Origin of the sequence: Rhodococcus baikonurensis (genome assembly GCF_040489275.1) — a bacterium.
Classification (GTDB): Bacteria; Actinomycetota; Actinomycetes; order Mycobacteriales; family Mycobacteriaceae; genus Rhodococcus_F; species Rhodococcus_F baikonurensis.
This window is the reverse complement of sequence record NZ_JBEUOQ010000002.1, coordinates 643,584-660,184: the sequence shown is the minus strand read 5'-3', so window position 1 is coordinate 660,184 and position 16,601 is coordinate 643,584. Positions and strand designations below refer to the sequence as shown.

General features: G+C 63.3%; 12 protein-coding genes. 9 read left to right on the top strand and 3 right to left on the bottom strand.

Translation table 11 applies throughout. From position 1 onward, the window contains the following. Positions 1-35: 35 nt before the first annotated feature. Together ABWI03_RS07320 and ABWI03_RS07315 are read left to right on the top strand one after the other, a co-directional pair. On the top strand, positions 36-3,845 hold the full coding sequence (locus ABWI03_RS07320) for an ABC transporter ATP-binding protein (RefSeq protein WP_298775299.1): 3,810 nt from the start codon (positions 36-38) through the stop codon (positions 3,843-3,845). Between the two features lie 175 nt (positions 3,846-4,020). Beyond that, positions 4,021-7,782, top strand: coding sequence for a multifunctional oxoglutarate decarboxylase/oxoglutarate dehydrogenase thiamine pyrophosphate-binding subunit/dihydrolipoyllysine-residue succinyltransferase subunit (locus tag ABWI03_RS07315; protein ID WP_124569906.1), 3,762 nt, complete (start codon positions 4,021-4,023; stop codon positions 7,780-7,782). Positions 7,783-7,883: 101 nt separating this feature from the next. On the opposite strand, the gene ABWI03_RS07310 is transcribed toward ABWI03_RS07315, so the two are convergent. Then, the gene (locus ABWI03_RS07310) at positions 7,884-8,513 is read right to left on the bottom strand and encodes a TetR/AcrR family transcriptional regulator (RefSeq protein WP_007736130.1); all 630 of its coding nucleotides are present in this window, start codon (positions 8,511-8,513) and stop codon (positions 7,884-7,886) included. Between the two features lie 70 nt (positions 8,514-8,583). Between ABWI03_RS07310 and ABWI03_RS07305 the strand changes: the two genes are divergently transcribed. The 3 genes from ABWI03_RS07305 to ABWI03_RS07295 are packed head-to-tail and all read left to right on the top strand — an operon-like array spanning position 8,584 to position 11,972. Continuing rightward, positions 8,584-10,158 (top strand): flavin-containing monooxygenase, encoded by a 1,575-nt coding sequence (locus ABWI03_RS07305; RefSeq protein WP_298775295.1) that lies wholly within the window; start codon positions 8,584-8,586, stop codon positions 10,156-10,158. Further along, positions 10,155-10,985, top strand: coding sequence for an SDR family NAD(P)-dependent oxidoreductase (locus ABWI03_RS07300; protein ID WP_095972887.1), 831 nt, complete (start codon positions 10,155-10,157; stop codon positions 10,983-10,985). The genes ABWI03_RS07305 and ABWI03_RS07300 overlap by 4 nt, the downstream gene beginning before the upstream one ends. Before the next feature lie 45 nt (positions 10,986-11,030). Next, positions 11,031-11,972 carry an alpha/beta hydrolase fold domain-containing protein gene (locus ABWI03_RS07295; protein WP_298775292.1) on the top strand — a complete coding sequence of 314 codons (942 nt, stop codon included), beginning with the start codon at positions 11,031-11,033 and terminating at the stop codon, positions 11,970-11,972. Between the two features lie 22 nt (positions 11,973-11,994). Here the strand turns inward: ABWI03_RS07295 and ABWI03_RS07290 are convergent, their stop codons facing one another. Both ABWI03_RS07290 and ABWI03_RS07285 read right to left on the bottom strand, forming a co-directional pair. Next, complete coding sequence (locus tag ABWI03_RS07290) at positions 11,995-12,879, bottom strand: ABC transporter substrate-binding protein (protein ID WP_298775290.1); 885 nt, start codon at positions 12,877-12,879, stop codon at positions 11,995-11,997. A gap of 57 nt (positions 12,880-12,936) precedes the next feature. Beyond that, positions 12,937-13,083, bottom strand: a complete 147-nt coding sequence (locus ABWI03_RS07285; protein ID WP_166813451.1) for a hypothetical protein — start codon at positions 13,081-13,083, stop codon at positions 12,937-12,939. On the opposite strand from ABWI03_RS07285, the gene ABWI03_RS07280 reads away from it, so the two are divergent. The 4 genes from ABWI03_RS07280 to ABWI03_RS07265 are packed head-to-tail and all read left to right on the top strand — an operon-like array spanning position 13,082 to position 16,550. After that, positions 13,082-14,020: an ABC transporter substrate-binding protein gene (locus ABWI03_RS07280; RefSeq protein WP_019749336.1), complete on the top strand. Its 939-nt coding sequence runs from the start codon at positions 13,082-13,084 to the stop codon at positions 14,018-14,020. The two genes, ABWI03_RS07285 and ABWI03_RS07280, sit on opposite strands and share 2 nt — an antisense overlap. A 4-nt stretch (positions 14,021-14,024) precedes the next feature. Continuing rightward, positions 14,025-15,170 carry an ABC transporter ATP-binding protein gene (locus ABWI03_RS07275; RefSeq protein WP_235169854.1) on the top strand — a complete coding sequence of 382 codons (1,146 nt, stop codon included), beginning with the start codon at positions 14,025-14,027 and terminating at the stop codon, positions 15,168-15,170. Between the two features lie 4 nt (positions 15,171-15,174). After that, positions 15,175-15,864, top strand: coding sequence for an ABC transporter permease (locus ABWI03_RS07270; RefSeq protein ID WP_095972890.1), 690 nt, complete (start codon positions 15,175-15,177; stop codon positions 15,862-15,864). After that, the gene (locus ABWI03_RS07265; RefSeq protein ID WP_353798764.1) at positions 15,861-16,550 is read left to right on the top strand and encodes an ABC transporter permease; all 690 of its coding nucleotides are present in this window, start codon (positions 15,861-15,863) and stop codon (positions 16,548-16,550) included. Before ABWI03_RS07270 ends, ABWI03_RS07265 begins: the two co-directional genes overlap by 4 nt. The last annotated feature ends 51 nt before the right edge of the window (positions 16,551-16,601 follow it).

Sequence of the window (16,601 nt, the reverse complement as noted above, 5' to 3'; positions counted from 1 at the left end):
AAAGCTGTCTGGGGCCGGGTCTACCGTGGATCTCGATGAACACGATCAACACGGACAGTCCGGTAGCTGGAGAGGTCGATCGAGCTCCGGGCTGGATCCGCCGCTTGGCCCACGCATGCTGGTTGCACCGAAGAGTTGCGATCGGCGCGCTTCTCGTGACCGTCATCGCTTCGGCGATCGACATCTCGTTTCCGCTTCTGACCCGCTATGCGCTCGACGCAGCCGGCCAGGAGAACCCTGGCAAGGTGATCGGCTTCGTGGCGTTGGCGATCGCAGTGCTCGCGATCGTGCGGTTCGCGTGCCAGTACGGCCGACGGATGCTGGCCGGCCGACTCTCGCTCGACGTTCAACACGACTTGCGACTCGCCCTGCTCGGCTCACTCCAACGTCTCGACGGACGCGGACAGGACCAGATCCGCACAGGCCAAGTGGTTTCCCGGTCCATCACCGATCTGCAGCTCGTCCAGGGCCTGCTCGCGATGGTGCCGATGTCGGCGGGTGCTCTCCTGCAATTCGTGCTCGCGATCGGCATCATGGCTTGGCTCTCGCCGTTGCTGACTCTCGTCGCCGTCGCCGTCATCCCCGCGGTGGGACTCGTGGTGTTCCTGATGCGACCGATGCTCTTCGCCGCCACGTGGTCCGCGCAGCAGCGGGCCGCCGATCTCGCCCAACACGTCGAGGAAACCGTCACGGGCGTTCGCGTCGTCAAGGGATTCGGGCAGGAACAACGAGCCGTCGACCAACTCGAAAAGCACAGCCGCACGCTGTATTCGGAGCGCCTTCGCGCCGCGTGGTTGAACGCGAAATTCGCGCCGACCATGGCCGCCTTGCCCCAGCTAGGGCAGGTGGGAGTGATCGCCCTCGGCGGGTATCTCGCATTGCACGACAAGATCACCGTGGGAACGTTTCTCGCGTTCGCCACCTACATCGTGACAATGACCGGTGTCACCCGAACTCTGTCGTCTGTCATCGTCATGGCACAGCTGGCGCGCGCCGCTGTCGAGCGCGTCTACGACGTCATCAACGCTCAACCCGACATCGCCGATCCGGACCATCCGGTGGACCTTCCCGACGGTCCGCTGGGCGTCACTTTCGACGACGTGGCATTCGGGTTCGACACCGAACGCGACGTCCTGACCGGACTGAACCTCCGCATAGAACCCGGCGAGACCGTCGCCGTCGTGGGTCCGGCCGCATCGGGCAAGACCGCGTTGTCCTTGCTTCTCCCCCGGTTCTACGCCCCGACTTCGGGTCAGGTCAGCGTCGACACCGGTGGCCAGAGCTTCCCCATCGGCGAACTGCGCAGTGAGCAGCTTCGTGCCGCCGTCAGCCTCGTCTTCGACGAACCTTTCCTGTTCTCCGACACCATCGCCGCCAACATCGCATTGGGTCGCGAGGACGCCTCCGACGAGGACATCCGCGCCGCGGCTGCATTGGCACAGGCAGACGCCTTCATCGAGGCACTTCCGGACGGATACGACACCGTTGTCGGTGAGCGCGGACTGACGTTGTCCGGTGGACAACGTCAGCGCATCGCGCTTGCGAGAGCTCTGCTTGTCGACCCACGGATCCTGGTACTCGACGACGCCACCTCCGCCGTCGACGCGGCAACCGAAGCGGCGATCTTCGACGCTTTCCGCGCCCGACGACGGCAGACCACGCTGATCCTCGCTCACCGGCGATCCACCCTGACGCTGGCCGATCGGGTAGCAGTTCTCGACGGCGGACGGATCATCGACTCCGGCACCGTGGACGAGTTGGAAGGGCGATGTCCGCTCTTTCGCGCCCTGTTCTCCTCGTCTCCGGAACTACCGGACCAACTCGACGAGGTCGGCCCCGATGCCTTCGGACGCGACGACCGCGAACCGACAGCCGAGCAGTTGTGGCCGCAGGCACCGGAATCCGAAGCCGACAACACCGCGGCTTCGACGCAGGGCGCAGGCGGACCGATGGCCGGGGCACTCAGCGGAATCGCGGTGACGCCCTCCCTGAGGGCAGCAGTCGACGCGCTCCCGCCCGCGCGCGAAGATCCCGGAATCGCTCCCGAGAGCCTGCGCGAATCGAATCCACAGTTCTCCCTCGGACAGATATTGAGGCCCGTCCGCTGGGTCCTGCTGGCAGTTGTCGTCTGTCTTGCTCTGGACTCGGCCGCAGCGATCGCGTTCCCCTCGCTCGTCAGATACGCCATCGACCACGGTGTCGTGACCGCGGACAGCAGCACGCTGTGGATCGCGACGGCATTCGGAGCGCTCCTGGTTGCCGCCGACTGGGTCATCGTCGCGGTCATGACGGTCATCACCGCCAGGGCCGGCGAACGCGTGTTGTTCGGGCTCCGCGTACGCAGCTACGCACACCTGCAGCGCCTGGGTCTGGACTACTACGAACGTGAATTGTCCGGACGCATCATGACTCGCATGACCACCGACGTCGACGCGCTCTCGTCGTTCATCCAGACCGGCATGTCGACGGCGATCGTGAGTGTCCTGACGGTCGGCGGAATTTCGATCGCGCTCCTCGCGACCGACGTGACGCTCGGCCTGGTGGCGCTGGCCGTCATCCCACCGCTCGTGGTTGCGACCGTGATCTTCCGCAAGATCTCCTCGGTTGCCTACAGTCAGTCCCGCGAGCGGATCTCGCTCGTCAACGCCGACTTCCAGGAGAACATCGCCGGCCTGCGAGCGGCTCAGGCATACCGCCGCGAGGAAGGTGCCGCGCGCAGGTTCGCCGAACGCTCCGAAAGCTACCGCCGATCGCGGATGCGGTCACAGCGAGCCATCTCGATCTACTTCCCGTTCATCTCGTTCCTGTCCGATCTCGCGTTGGCCGCGGTCGTGTTCGTCGGTGCGCACCAGATCGCCAACGGATCGACGTCGCCCGGCGTACTGATCGCTTTCGTGCTCTACCTCGGCCTGCTGTTCGGACCGATTCAGCAACTCTCACAGGTCTTCGACGGTTACCAACAGGCAAACGTCGGATTGCAGCGAATCGGCGATCTGCTGCGCACTCGCAGTTCGATCGAGACCGCCGACAGCGAGGATCTGATCCCGATCTCCGGACGGCTGGACGGCGCCGTCCATCTCGACGGTGTCGGGTTCCGGTACTCGGGAGCGGACGTCGACGCGCTCTCCGAATTCGATCTGCAGATCCCGCCGGGCACGACGGTCGCTCTGGTCGGCCGAACCGGCGCCGGGAAGTCGACAGTGGTGAAATTGCTCGCCCGCTTCTACGACCCGACGTCCGGATCCGTGGACGTGGACGGCACCGATATCCGGAACTTCCATCTCTCGCAGTACCGCCGTCGCCTCGGCGTGGTCCCGCAGGAAGCACATCTGTTCACCGGCACGGTCGCCGACAACATCGCGTACGGCAGGCCGTCGGCTTCGCACGAGGAGATCGCGGAAGCGGCGCGTTCCGTCGGCGCACTGAATTCGATAGCCGACATGCGTGGAGGCATGAACCATCCCGTCGGCGAGCGTGGCCAGGGGCTCTCGGCGGGCCAGCGCCAACTGATCGCATTGGCCCGTGCCGAACTGGTCGACCCGGACCTACTTCTCCTCGACGAGGCGACCGCGACGCTGGATCCCGCGACCGAACGAATGGTGCTCGAAGCAAGTCGGTCGGTCACCCGGAAACGGACTTCGGTCGTCGTAGCTCACCGCCTCGCCACTGCCGCCCGAGCAGACCTCGTTGTCGTAGTTGACCGGGGACGTATCGTTGAATACGGCCCGCACGATGTTCTGCGGTATGCCGGTGGTCACTACTCGGGACTCTGGGATGCATCGCAGGCGCGTGAGGGGAATAATCTGACGTCGAGAACTGTCATCGAAGGCAACCCCGTCGCGTGACAGTCGGCACGGATTTGTACCGCCGAGAGGGAGTGCGCGATCGCAAGATCACGGACTTCCGTGAGACAGCTCACAAATTGTGTGCCGCACAATTGCTCGTCACACGCTCGGGCTAATCTCATGTATATAGGCGCTCTGATCGGGTACCGAAATAGAAACGAGGCGAACACCTGCCGTGAGCAGCAGTTCTACATCCCAATTCGGACAGAACCAGTGGCTGGTTGACGAGATGTACCAACGCTTCCAGGACGACCCGTCGTCCGTGGATCCCAGTTGGCACGAATTCTTGACCGATTACTCGCCGGACTCGGCGAACACGGGAGGTGGAAACGGGACTGCCTCGAACGGCAACGCGGCTGCACCCGCCGCTGTTGTAGCTCCGCCTGCTGCTCCCAAGGCCACGCCTCCCGCCCCCAAGACCGCACCTCCTGCGCCGCCTGCCAAGGCTGCTGCACCGGCCCCCGCGAAGACGGCAGCGCCCGCCGCGAAGGCCGCCCCGGCCAAGCCCGCAGCAACAAAGCCCGCGGCCGCTCCCGCAAAGCCCGCCCCCGCCGGCGGAGCCGAGGAAACCAAGGTTCTGCGCGGCGCGGCAGCCGCGGTCGTCAAGAACATGTCGCTCTCGCTCGAGATCCCGACGGCAACCAGCGTGCGTGCCATCCCCGCGAAGCTGATGTTCGACAACCGCATCGTCATCAACAACCACCTCGCACGTACTCGCGGCGGCAAGATCTCGTTCACCCATCTCCTGGGTTACGCGATCGTCCAAGCGGTCAACGCGTTCCCCAACATGAACCGGCACTTCGCCGAAATCGACGGCAAGCCGAACGCGGTCACACCCGAGCACACCAATCTCGGACTCGCGATCGACCTTCCCGGTAAGGACGGCAACCGCTCACTGGTGGTTGCCGCCATCCGGAACACCGAGTCGATGAACTTCGTCCAGTTCCACGCGGCATACGAGGACATCGTCCGCCGCGCTCGTGAGGGCAAGCTCACCGGCGAAGACTTCACCGGCGTCACCATCTCGCTGACCAACCCGGGCGGCATCGGTACGGTTCACTCCGTTCCGCGCCTGATGAAGGGCCAGGGTGCCATCATCGGTGCCGGCGCGATGGAATACCCGGCCGAGTTCCAGGGCGCCAGCGACGAGAAGCTGGCCGAGATGGGCGTCGGCAAGCTGATGACCCTCACCTCGACCTACGACCACCGCATCATCCAGGGTGCCGAGTCGGGCGATTTCCTGCGCACGATCCACAACCTGCTGATCAGTGACGAGTTCTACGACGAGATCTTCCACGCGCTCGGCAACCCGTACGAGCCGGTGCGTTGGCGCAAGGACGTGCCGGAAGGCGCCGTCGACAAGAACACCCGTGTTCTCGAACTGATCGCTGCCTACCGCGACCGCGGCCACCTCATGGCCGACACGGACCCGTTGCAGTTCGTCAAGGACAAGTTCCACAGCCACCCCGACCTCGACGTCATCAGCCACGGCCTGACGCTGTGGGATCTGGACCGCGAGTTCAAGGTCGGCGGCTTCCACGGCCAAGAGAAGATGAAGCTGCGCGACGTGTTGAGCGTGCTGCGCGACGCGTACTGCCGCCACGTCGGTGTCGAGTACACGCACATCCTCGAGACGGATCAGCGTCAGTGGATCCAGGACCGGGTGGAGGGCCATCACGCCAAGCCTTCGGTCGCTCAGCAGAAGTACATCCTGAGCAAGCTCAACGCCGCCGAGGCTTTCGAGACGTTCCTGCAGACCAAGTACGTCGGCCAGAAGCGCTTCTCGCTCGAGGGCGCCGAAGCCGTCATCCCGATGATGGACGCCGTGATCGACCAGGCCGCCGAGCACCAGCTCGACGAGGTCGTCATCGGCATGCCGCACCGTGGTCGACTCAACGTGCTGGCCAACATCGTCGGCAAGCCCTACTCCAAGATCTTCACGGAGTTCGAGGGCAACATGAACCCGGCGGCCGCTCACGGCTCCGGTGACGTGAAGTACCACTTGGGTGCCAGCGGCACGTACATCCAGATGTTCGGTGACAACGACATCGCTGTATCGCTGACCGCCAACCCGTCGCATCTCGAGGCCGTCGACCCGGTTCTCGAAGGCCTGGTTCGCGCCAAGCAGGACATCCTCGACAAGGGCGAAGAAGGCTTCACCGTCCTGCCGCTCATGCTGCACGGCGACGCTGCATTCGCCGGTCAGGGTGTTGTCGCCGAGACGTTGAACCTCTCTCTGCTGCGCGGCTACCGCACCGGCGGCACCGTGCACATCGTCGTGAACAACCAGGTCGGTTTCACCACCGCCCCGGAACACTCACGTTCGTCCGAGTACTGCACCGACGTCGCGAAGATGATCGCCGCACCGGTCTTCCACGTCAACGGCGACGACCCCGAGGCGTGCGTCTGGGTTGCTCAGCTGGCCGTCGACTTCCGTGAGAAGTTCGGCAAGGACGTCGTCATCGACCTCATCTGCTACCGCCGCCGCGGTCACAACGAGGGCGACGACCCGTCGATGACCCAGCCGGCCATGTACGACGTGATCGACACCAAGCGCAGCGTTCGCAAGAGCTACACCGAGTCCCTCATCGGCCGCGGTGACATCTCGCTCAAGGAAGCCGAAGACGCACTTCGCGACTACCAGGGCCAGCTCGAACGGGTCTTCAACGAGGTCCGTGAACTCGAGAAGTTCCAGCCGGAACCGTCCGAGTCCGTCGAACTCGACCAGACTCCCCCGGCTCGCCTGACCACGGCTGTCGCTCCCGAGGTTCTCGAGCGCATCGGCGACGCGTTCGTCAACGTCCCCGAGGGCTTCACCGTTCACCCGCGCGTCAAGCCTGTTGCCGAGAAGCGTCGTGAGATGGCTCGTGACGGGCATGTCGACTGGGCGTTCGCCGAGTTGCTCGCATTCGGTTCGCTGGCCGAGCAGGGTGCCTTGATCCGCCTCGCGGGTCAGGACTCCAAGCGCGGAACGTTCACCCAGCGTCACTCGGTCCTCATCGACCGCAAGACCGGCAACGAGTACAGCCCGATCGCCAAGATCGCAGCCGACGCCGAAAACGGCGGCAAGTTCATGGTCTACGACTCCGCACTCACCGAGTACGCGGGTCTGGGCTTCGAGTACGGCTACTCGGTCGGTAACCCCGACGCTCTGGTCCTGTGGGAAGCGCAGTTCGGTGACTTCGTCAACGGCGCGCAGACCATCATCGACGAGTTCATCTCTTCGGGCGAGGCCAAGTGGGGTCAGCTCTCCGACGTCGTGCTGCTCCTGCCGCACGGTCACGAGGGTCAGGGCCCGGACCACACCTCCGGTCGCATCGAGCGTTTCCTTCAGCTGTGCGCCGAAGGCTCGATGACCGTTGCGGTTCCGTCCACCCCGGCAAGCTACTTCCACTTGCTGCGTCGCCATCACCTCGACGGCATCCGCCGTCCGCTGGTGGTCTTCACGCCCAAGTCGATGCTGCGTAACAAGGCTGCAGTCAGCAACGTCGAGGACTTCACGACGGGCAAGTTCCGTTCGGTCTTCGAGGAGCCGGCATACGAGAGCGGCGAAAGCGCTCGCGAATCGGTCAAGCGGGTTCTGCTGGTCAGCGGCAAGCTGTACTGGGAGCTCCTGGCGAAGAAGCACAAGGACGAGCGTGACGACATCGCCATCGTGCGCATGGAGCAGCTCTACCCGGTGCCGAAGCGTCGCCTCAAGGAGACCCTGGACCGTTACCCGAATGCGGATCAGTTCCGTTGGGTCCAGGAAGAGCCCGCCAACCAGGGCGCGTGGCCGTTCCTCGGACTGGCACTGCCGGAGCTTCTGCCGGAGACCTTGACCGGCATCAAGCGCATCTCGCGTCGTCCGATGTCCGCTCCCTCTTCGGGATCGAGCAAGGTGCACGCGGTGGAGCAGCAGGAGATTCTGGACGAGGCGTTCCTGCCGACCAACTGAGCAGTGGCGTTCCTGCCGACCAAGTGATCTGACATAGCGTTACTCGAGGCCGGGCCCCACATTCCGCAAGGAGTGTGGGCCCCGGCCTTTCTGCATTCACGTCAATTCGATTGCAGCAGACCCAGATCCGGCCCGGCGTCGAAGCCGACGGCAGCCAGCGCCAACGCAGGCAACGACTGAACCGTCAGGTCGATCAGTTCCTCGCGGGTGATGGCCGGCGCACGGAGCCAACTGATGGTGGCTTCCTCGACGAACGCGATCCAACCGCGAACGGCCAGCTCCACCTGAGGCGTTCGAGTCAGGCCGATCTTCGGGAGCTGATCGAGGGTTCTCTTGGCCATGATGTCGCGGGTCTGCTCGAACACCTCACGCATCTGCGGATCTCCACTGGCGGTTCCCCGCAGCAGTGAAACGTAGGTATTGCGGTTCTCGGTCACGTAGTCGACGTACGACGCCAGCACCGAGCGGAGGGTGAGCATCGGGTCGTCCGATTCACTCGGTTCGGTGCGTTGGAGCATCTGTTCACTGCTGTGTCGGACGATGGCCAGGTGGAACTCGCTTTTCGACGCGAAGTAGTGGAACAGAAGCCCCCGCGAGACACCGGCCTGATCGGCGATGTCCTCGACGGAAATCTGTTCGAGCGGCCGTTCGGCCAGCATGCGCGCTCCGAGGTCGATGAGTTGCGCTCGGCGTTGCGCAGGGTCGAGTCGCGTTCGCTTCACTGCGTCCATGCCAATAGACTACTGAATATTCGTCAATAAGCTATTGACCGTGACTCAATAAAGGCATATCGTTCCCTACATGAGTCTTCCAGTTACAGATACCTCAGCACCTGCCGCGGATACTCGCCACGTCGGCACACTGATCATCGGCAGCGGTTTCGCCGGTCTCGGTGCGGCGATCAAACTGGCACAGGCCGGCATCACCGACTACGTCGTTCTCGAGCGCGGCAACGACGTCGGCGGAACCTGGCGTGACAACAGCTACCCGGGCGCCGCGTGTGACGTGCCGTCGCATTTGTACTCGTACTCTTTTGCACTCAATCCGGAGTGGACGCGCTCCTTCTCCACTCAGCCCGAGATCTACAAGTACATCCAGTCGGTGGCCAACCGCCACAAGGTGCTCGACAAGCACATCTTCGACTGCGACGTTCTCTCCGCCCGGTGGGACGAGGCGTCTGCTCGGTGGCACGTCAGCACGAACAAGGGTGAATTCGTCGCAAAGATCGTCGTCTCGGCCGTCGGCGCACTGTGTGAGCCTTCACTTCCGGACATCAAGGGCATCGACGGATTCAAGGGCGAGATCTTCCACTCCTCGCGCTGGAACCACGACGCGGATCTGACCGCCAAGCGCGTGGCCGTCATCGGAACCGGCGCCTCCGCCATCCAGATCGTGCCGGCCATCGGCAAGAAGGTCTCACACCTCGACGTGTACCAGCGCACGGCGCCGTGGATCCTGCCCCGCGCAGACCGCGAGTACACCAAGATCGAGCACCTCGCGTTCAAGTACCTTCCCGGCTTCCAGAAACTGTGCCGTACCGGCATCTACTGGATGCGAGAGACGCAGGTCGTAGGCCTGGCCAAGGCGCCGGTGTTCATGAAGCCGCTGCAGTTCGCCGCCGAGCGTCACCTGAAGGCTCAGATCAAGGACAAGGATCTTCGTAAGAAGGTCATGCCCAACTTCCAGATCGGCTGCAAGCGCATGCTGATCTCGAACAACTACTTCCCCACTCTCGCCCAGGACAATGTCGATCTGGTGACCGAAGGCATCGAGGAGGTCACCGCCAACGGGATCGTCTCGAAGACCGGCACCACGCGTGAGATCGATGCCATCGTCGTGGCGACCGGTTTCCACGTCACCGACTCCCCCACCTTCGCGGGAATCTTCGGCAAGGACGGGCGCTCGCTCGCCGAGGTCTTCGAAGAGACCGGCATGCAGGGGTACAAGGGCGCGGCAGTTGCCAACTTCCCCAACATGTTCTTCCTCGTCGGACCCAACACCGGCCTCGGACATTCGTCGATGGTCTTCATGATCGAGTCGCAGATCAATTACCTGGTCGACGCGATCGCCACCATCGACAAGTACGACATCGGCACCATCGAGGTGCGCAAGGACAAGCAGGACAAGTACAACAAGGACCTGCAGGCAGCTATGTCCAAGAGCGTCTGGAACAACGGCGGTTGCGCCAGCTGGTACATGGACAAGCACGGAAACAACACCACCCTGTGGCCGGGCTTCACCTTCCAGTTCCGCAATGCCACCAAGCATTTCGACCTCGCGGCATACCGCAGCGTCGCCACCTCGGATCTCGGCGCCGTCGGCACCGCGACCACTTCACAGATCGACCTCGACGACGAGAAGGCAGTAGCACAATGAGTGATTTTGCAGGCAAGGTCGTAGTCATCACCGGAGCAGGATCGGGCATCGGTCGCGCTCTCGCACTGAACCTGGCCGGCCAGGGCGCCAAGTTGGCGATCTCCGACGTGGACACCGTCGGTCTGGCCGAGACAACGCGTCTGGTGGAAGCCATCGGCGCCGAGGTGAAGTCAGACCATCTCGACGTCACCCAGCGCGAAGCGGTTCTCGAGTACGCCGACGCAGTCGTCGCCCATTTCGGCAAGGTCAACCAGATCTACAACAACGCCGGAATCGCGTACCACGGCACCTTCGAGAAGTCCGAGTTCAAGGACTTCGAACGCGTCATGGACGTCGACTTCTGGGGAGTTGTCAACGGCACCAAGGCATTCCTCCCCCACGTCATCGCCTCCGGCGACGGGCACATCGTGAACGTGTCGAGCCTCTTCGGTCTGCTGTCGATGCCCGGTCAGAGCGCCTACAACTCGGCCAAGTTCGCCGTTCGCGGCTTCACCGAGTCGCTTCGCCAGGAAATGCTGATCGCCAAGCATCCGGTGAAGGTGACCTGTGTGCACCCGGGCGGAATCAAGACGGCCATCGCACGCAACGCCACCGCAGGACCGGGCGAAGACCTTGCCGTCTTCTCCGAGTTCTTCGACCGCAAGCTCGCGCGCACCACTCCGGAGGACGCGGCCAAGACGATCGTCAACGGTGTTCGCAAGAGCAAGCCGCGAGTTCTCATCGGGATGGACGCAATCGCACTCGATGCCTGGGTTCGCCTCGTAGGATCGGGCTACCAGCGCATCGTCGCGATCGTCGCCGGTCGAATGATGCCCAAGTCCAGCTGAGTTCGTCTACAGCGCAGTTCGTATACAAAGTCAGGAGCCCTGCCGGTGAGCACGTTCACCCTTCCGCTGCCCGTGGTCGCGTTCTTGTTGAAGCCGTACTTCCGTCTGGCTTTCAACTCGAGACTGCCGTATCGGATTCAACGTCTGCTGCTCGAGGCCGGGGCACCACTACAGCAGGTCCCAGCGGGCGCCGTCGTGCGCCCGCTGGAGCTGGCTTGCCGACCGGCGGAGAAGATCACCGTCGGCGCAACCGAGCGCCCCACTGCAGTTCTCTACCTGCACGGCGGGGCATACACGCTGGGTTCGCTGGCCACACACCGTTCTCTCGCAGCGCATCTCGCACGTGAGTCGTCGAGTGCGGTATTCACGCTGGACTACCGACTTGCGCCGGAGAACCCGTATCCCGCCGCGCTCGACGACGCGGTCTCTGCTTTCATGCAGTTGGTCACCGAGTTCGACTATTCGGAGGACCGCGTTGCCATCGCCGGCGATTCGGCCGGTGGCGGTTTGGCCGCCGCGACCGCTCTGCGTCTGATCGAGCGCCACGGCGTGACCCCCGGCGCGCTTGCGTTGATCTCACCGTGGGTCGATCCGGGCGATCGAGGTGCCACCAAAAAGGCCGACCTCGTCGTCAACACCGCGTGGTCCTTCGATGCCGCCGACGCTTACCTTGCCGGCGGCGATCGCACCGATCCCGGCTACGCACCGATGCACGGCAAGCTCGACGGGTTGCCACCCACCAGGATTCACGTCGGGTCGGAGGAAGTTCTCTACCCGCAGATCATGACGTTCACCGACAAACTCGCCACTGCCGGCGTCGATGTATCCCTGGTGGAGTACGCACGACTGTGGCACGTGGCTCATGCCCAGGCGTCACTGGTCAAGGAAGCAGCAGACGCCGTTGCCGACCTCGGCCATTTCATCGCCTCGAAACTGATTCGCGCCAAGGATGATTCGAGTTCAGCGGTGGGATCGAGCGCTCACTGACGGGTGTCCCACTCCGTCCATGTCACTGACGGGTGTCCCACCAGGTGCGGGCGACTTCCGAGGCTGACGCGTTGCCGGCCCGCACCTGCTCGATCATCGTGGCGAGGTCTGTGGTGGACAGTTCACCGGCGACGACGCTGAGCGCCTTGACAGCCGAATCTCCCAGTGCGCCCGTTCGGAAAAGCGGAACGACGTTCTGCGCAGCCAGAACGTGATTCGAATCAGCGAGCACTGTGACGGCATCGGATTGTGCCAGCGCTGACAGCGTCGTGGTTCCGAATACTTGTGCACCGGGCACGTCGACCGGAGTTACCAGATCGACCCCGGCGAAGACACACTCGGCACCCTCGGCCAACTGTTCCACTGCCCCGTCCTCGACGAATCTCGCGGAGACGAGGGGCGTTGCCGCGGCACACGAAGGGGCAAAGGCCTCTATCGTCTTCGCTCCCAACGACTGTGCGTATGCGGTGTCGAGTGCAACGACCGCACGGTCTTCGGCCATCGCATAGTCGGAGACCGAAAGACCCTCCGGCAGAGAGCGACTCAAGGCTTCGAAGACGTCGTCGGCCTTGCGGGCCGGGGATGACGGGTCGTAGTGATCGAGCAGCGCACCGGTGAACTCGGGTACCAGCGTGACTCGCGCTGCGTCCAGAGCCTCGAGTGATTGGTTTCGGCCACCACCCACCGATTCGACGCGAGCCGACAGACCGGACGAGGAGAGCACCGTCGAATACACTTCGGCCAACACCGAACTCTCCACTGATGCGTCAGCAGCCACCACGATCTGCTCGCGAGACTCCGCTCCGGCGCCCTCTACCACCGAATCACCGTTTGCGCATCCGCTGAGAATCGGCAGGACCGTCAGTGCTGCAACAACAGTCGAATACTTCGTGCGTGTGCTCTTCACCGAAATCCTCACATCCAATCCCATGGATCGAAAACCGTGCCATGTCGGTACCTATCGTTACACTTGTCGGGCGATGCGCGGTAACCAGTCCTGACGCTGCCACTCGGTGGCGGCGCCGTCGAAGTCACCCAGGTGGCTTCGCCACAAGGGATGGTCACCGACGCCCGAAACACGGGACGCCCGAAAAACCGGAAGGACGCTCATGCGCACCTCACGATTTCGTTCCAACCGTTGGCTCGTAGCCGCGGCAACTGTCGTCTCTCTCACTGCACTGACAGCGTGCGGTAGCAGTGACGGTGACTCCAACAGCGATCCCAACGCGGTCGTCGTCGGCTCCGCCAACTTCACCGAATCCGAGACGATCGCCAACATCTACGCCGAAGCGCTGCGTGTCAACGGGTTCGATGTCTCCACGTCGTTCAACGTCGGCAGCCGTGAGGCGTACATTCCGGCGCTCAAGGACGGGTCGATCAGCGTAATTCCGGATTACACGGGAAATCTCCTGCAGTACTTGGATCCCGACAGCACGGCCACCAGCTCCGCTGACGTCCTCGCCGCCCTTCCCGCAGCTCTCGGGTCGGAATTGGCAATTGCGACGCCTGCATCCGCCGAGGACAAGGACGCCGTCGTCGTCACGAAAGAAACCGCCGACAAGTGGAACCTGAAGACGATTGCCGATCTGGCTCCGCATTCCGCCGAAGTCAAGTTCGGTGCTCCGGCCGAGTTCCAGGAACGTCCAGCCGGATTGCCCGGTTTGAAGTCCAATTACGGGCTCGACATCTCGGCTGCCAACTTCGTTCCGATCGCCGACGGCGGTGGACCGGCAACCGTGAAGGCGCTCTCGTCCGGTGACATCACCGCAGCAAACATCTTCACGACGTCGGCCTCCATCCCGGCGAACAACTTCGTGGTTCTCGAAGACCCGAAGAACAATTTCCCGGCTCAGAACGTGGTGCCGGTGCTGCGTGCCTCGAAGTCTTCCGACAAGCTGAAGACGGTCCTCGATGCGGTGTCCGCCAAGCTCACCACCGAAGAATTGTTGGCTCTCAACGTCCAGGTGTCCGGCGACACCAAGACGGAGCCGGCAGCGGCGGCCAAGGCGTGGGTGACGGCGCAGGGCCTCGACAAGCCGGTCTCGTAGTCACGTGATCACCTTCGAAGCTGTCACCAAGCAGTACCCGGACGGCACCACCGCCGTCGACCGTCTCGATCTCACCATCGAGGCCGAGTCGTTCACGGTGTTCGTGGGGCCGTCCGGGTGCGGCAAGACGACGTCGATGCGCATGATCAACCGGATGATCACACCGACGTCGGGCAAGATCTTCGTCGACGGTCGTGACATCGCCCAGACCGACGCGGTGAAACTGCGTCTCGGCATCGGGTACGTCATTCAGAATGCCGGCCTACTTCCCCACCGCACCGTGATCGACAACGTCGCAACGGTTCCGGTGCTGCGTGGTGAGTCCCGCCGCGCCGCACGTAAAGCCGCGTTGGGTGTTCTCGAACGAGTAGGTCTGGACATTTCACTTGCCACTCGCTATCCCGGGCAACTCTCGGGTGGGCAACAGCAACGTGTGGGAGTAGCCCGTGCGCTGGCAGCCGATCCGCCGATCCTGTTGATGGACGAGCCCTTCAGCGCCGTCGATCCCGTGGTGCGTGAGGATTTGCAGACCGAAATGCTCCGTCTGCAAAGCGAACTGAAGAAGACGATCGTCTTTGTCACCCACGACATCGACGAGGCAGTCAAACTCGGTGATCACATTGCCGTCTTCGGTCCCGGCGGACGGCTTCAGCAGGTGGCGGCGCCTCGCGACGTGTTGGCCGCACCGGCAACGGATTTTGTCGCCGGATTCGTCGGACGCGATCGCGGCTATCGGGGATTGTCGTTCCGTGCTGCCGACGAGGTTCCACTTCACCCGGTCCGTACGGCCGTCGAGAACGAATTGAAGGCTCTGCGTCTCGAATTGGGCGAGTGGGTTCTCGTGGTCACGGACAACGGAAGTCCACAGGGATGGATCGACGTGACCGGCGTCGAAGGTCTGCGCTCGGGACGCACTCTTGCGCAGTCGACGTCGGCCGGAGGTTCGTTGTTCTCCCCCGGCGGCGATCTCCGCCAAGCACTCGATGCGGCAATCTCTTCCCCTTCCGGTATCGGTGTTGCCGTCGACGCAGAGGGCGCGGTGATCGGCGGGATCCTCGGTTCCGAAGTCGTCGCGAAATTGGCAGATCAGCGTCGACGCGAGGACGAGGAACGCAACCGAGTCGCCTTCACCGAGGGATTCGGGGCGTAGCGGCATGCGCTGGCTCATCGACAATTTCTCGACGGTCGTGGATTACTCGAAGACCCATCTGTATCTGGCGCTGCTCCCCTTGCTGATCGGTCTCCTGATTGCCGTTCCGGTCGGTACAGCGATCCGCAACGTCAGGTGGCTGCGCCGAATCACGTTGACCCTGGCGAGCATCGCGTTCACGATTCCGTCGCTCGCGCTGTTCGTCACGATTCCTCAGTTGTTCGGCCTCAAGACCCTTGATCCGCTCAACGTGGTGATCGCACTCAGCGTGTATGCGACGGCACTGCTCATCCGGGCTGTGCCCGAAGCACTCGACTCGGTGCCGGACAACGTCATCGACGCCTCCACCGCCGTCGGATTCACGCCACTACGACGCGCCCTGACGGTCGAGTTGCCGTTGGCGCTGCCGGTCATGATCGCGAACATCAGAGTTATTGCCGTTACCAATATTTCGCTGGTGTCGGTCGGATCACTGATCGGAATCGGCGGGCTGGGAGTTCTGTTCAAACAGGGTTACGACCGCGACTACCCGGACCAGATCGTTGCCGGCATCATCGCGATCGTCGTGCTGGCACTGGCGCTCGATCTGATCCTGTATCTGATCGGCCGATTCCTGACCCCGTGGACCAGGACCTCGACCTCGAACTCTTCGAAGGTTCCCGCCGTCCTGTCAGCCGAGGGGGAACCCGTATGAGCATCTTCACCGGAGCCTGGGACTTCATCGTCGATCCCGGAAATTGGAGCGGCGACACCGGAATCGGCACACGCATTCTCCAGCACCTGTGGTACAGCGTTCTGGCCGTGGCACTTTCGGCCGTGATCGCGGTGCCCATCGGATTGCTCATCGGCCATCTACGCCGCGGTGAGATCGTGGTCGTCAGTCTGGTCAACGCACTGCGGTCGTTACCCACACTCGGTTTGCTGACGTTTCTCGTTCTTCTCATGGGACTCGGGGTGATGCCGCCGATTCTCGCGCTCGTGATCCTCGGCATTCCCCCACTCCTCGCCGGCACGTACGCCGGAATCGCCAGCGTCGACCGGGGCGTCGTCGAGGCCGCGCGGGCGATGGGTATGACCGAACTCCAAGTACTCTTCCGCGTCGAGATACCCAATGCGCTGCCATTGATTCTCGGCGGACTCCGCAACGCCACACTGCAGGTGATTGCCACAGCGACGGTCGCTGCCTACGTCAACCTCGGCGGTCTCGGCCGGTACATCTTCGACGGTCTCGCTCTCTACAAGTACGACCGAGTTGTCGTCGGCGCAATCCTGGTCGCGGTAGTGGCTCTCGTCGTGGACGGCCTACTGGCACTGGTGGTCTGGGCATCGTTTCCCGGCACCGGCAGGCTGCGTCGAACACCCGACCTCGCTCGTCTGTAGCGCGAGAATCCCACGAAAAAGCCCCGATCGGAACCTTGTGTGCGGGTTCCG

Coding starts and splice junctions, on each gene's coding strand:
- ABWI03_RS07285 (WP_166813451.1), bottom strand. CDS start 13,083: ATGAGCGTCCTTCCGGTTTTTCGGGCGTCCCGTGTTTCGGGCGTCGGT.
- ABWI03_RS07265 (WP_353798764.1), top strand. CDS start 15,861: ATGAGCATCTTCACCGGAGCCTGGGACTTCATCGTCGATCCCGGAAAT.
- ABWI03_RS07310 (WP_007736130.1), bottom strand. CDS start 8,513: ATGGACGCAGTGAAGCGAACGCGACTCGACCCTGCGCAACGCCGAGCG.
- ABWI03_RS07320 (WP_298775299.1), top strand. CDS start 36: ATGAACACGATCAACACGGACAGTCCGGTAGCTGGAGAGGTCGATCGA.
- ABWI03_RS07270 (WP_095972890.1), top strand. CDS start 15,175: ATGCGCTGGCTCATCGACAATTTCTCGACGGTCGTGGATTACTCGAAG.
- ABWI03_RS07300 (WP_095972887.1), top strand. CDS start 10,155: ATGAGTGATTTTGCAGGCAAGGTCGTAGTCATCACCGGAGCAGGATCG.
- ABWI03_RS07305 (WP_298775295.1), top strand. CDS start 8,584: ATGAGTCTTCCAGTTACAGATACCTCAGCACCTGCCGCGGATACTCGC.
- ABWI03_RS07280 (WP_019749336.1), top strand. CDS start 13,082: ATGCGCACCTCACGATTTCGTTCCAACCGTTGGCTCGTAGCCGCGGCA.